The sequence below is a fragment of the Cupriavidus sp. 10L45 genome (assembly GCF_056395225.1).
Genome location: NZ_JBFTJC010000032.1, coordinates 1 through 1,196 on the forward strand (window position 1 = coordinate 1; position 1,196 = coordinate 1,196).

Genomic DNA, 1,196 nt, shown 5'->3' on the forward strand with positions numbered 1-1,196 from the left:
TGCTTAGTCGAGGATCTTTGCCACGACGCCGGCGCCGACGGTACGGCCGCCTTCACGGATAGCGAAGCGCAGACCTTCTTCCATGGCGATCGGGGCGATCAGCTTGACCGTGATCGACACGTTGTCGCCCGGCATGACCATTTCCTTGTCCGCCGGCAGCTCGATCGAGCCGGTCACGTCGGTCGTACGGAAGTAGAACTGCGGACGGTAGTTGTTGAAGAACGGCGTGTGACGGCCGCCTTCATCCTTCGACAGGATGTAGACCTCACCCGTGAAGTGCGTGTGCGGCTTGATCGAACCCGGCTTGCACAGCACTTGGCCGCGCTCCACGTCTTCGCGCTTCGTGCCGCGCAGCAGCAGGCCCACGTTGTCGCCAGCTTGACCTTGGTCCAGCAGCTTGCGGAACATTTCCACGCCCGTGCAGGTCGTCTTCACCGTCGGGCGGATACCCACGATTTCGATTTCCTCACCGACCTTCACCACGCCGCGCTCGATACGACCCGTCACCACGGTACCGCGGCCCGAGATCGAGAACACGTCTTCCACCGGCATCAGGAACGTACCGTCAACCGCGCGCTCCGGCGTCGGGATGTACGTGTCCAGGGCGTCGGCCAGGTTCATGATCGCCACTTCGCCCAGCTCGCCCTTGTCGCCTTCCAGCGCCAGCTTGGCCGAACCCTTGATGATCGGGGTGTCGTCGCCCGGGAAGTCGTACTTCGAGAGAAGCTCGCGCACTTCCATTTCCACCAGCTCGAGCAGCTCGGCGTCGTCCACCATGTCGCACTTGTTCAGGAACACGATGATGTAAGGCACGCCAACCTGACGGGCCAGCAGGATGTGCTCGCGCGTCTGCGGCATCGGGCCGTCAGCGGCCGAGCACACCAGGATTGCGCCGTCCATCTGCGCAGCGCCCGTGATCATGTTCTTCACATAGTCAGCGTGGCCCGGGCAGTCAACGTGGGCGTAGTGGCGGTTRGCCGTCTCGTATTCCACGTGTGCGGTGTTGATGGTAATGCCGCGTGCCTTCTCTTCCGGCGCTGCGTCGATTTCGTCGTACTTCTTGGCCGAGCCGCCAAACTTCGCAGCCAGCACCGTGGCGATTGCTGCCGTCAGCGTCGTCTTGCCGTGGTCAACGTGACCAATCGTACCTACGTTCACGTGCGGCTTGGTCCGCTCGAACTTTTCCTTTGCCATTT

1 protein-coding gene is annotated in these 1,196 nt (G+C 62.3%); it reads right to left on the reverse strand.

Going from position 1 to position 1,196, the window contains the following annotated elements:
• Positions 1-3 precede the first annotated feature (3 nt).
• Entirely contained in the window at positions 4-1,194 is a 1,191-nt protein-coding gene (tuf, locus tag AC1DFU_RS27580; protein ID WP_223995657.1) for an elongation factor Tu, read from the reverse strand.
• Between the last annotated feature and the right edge of the window lie 2 nt (positions 1,195-1,196).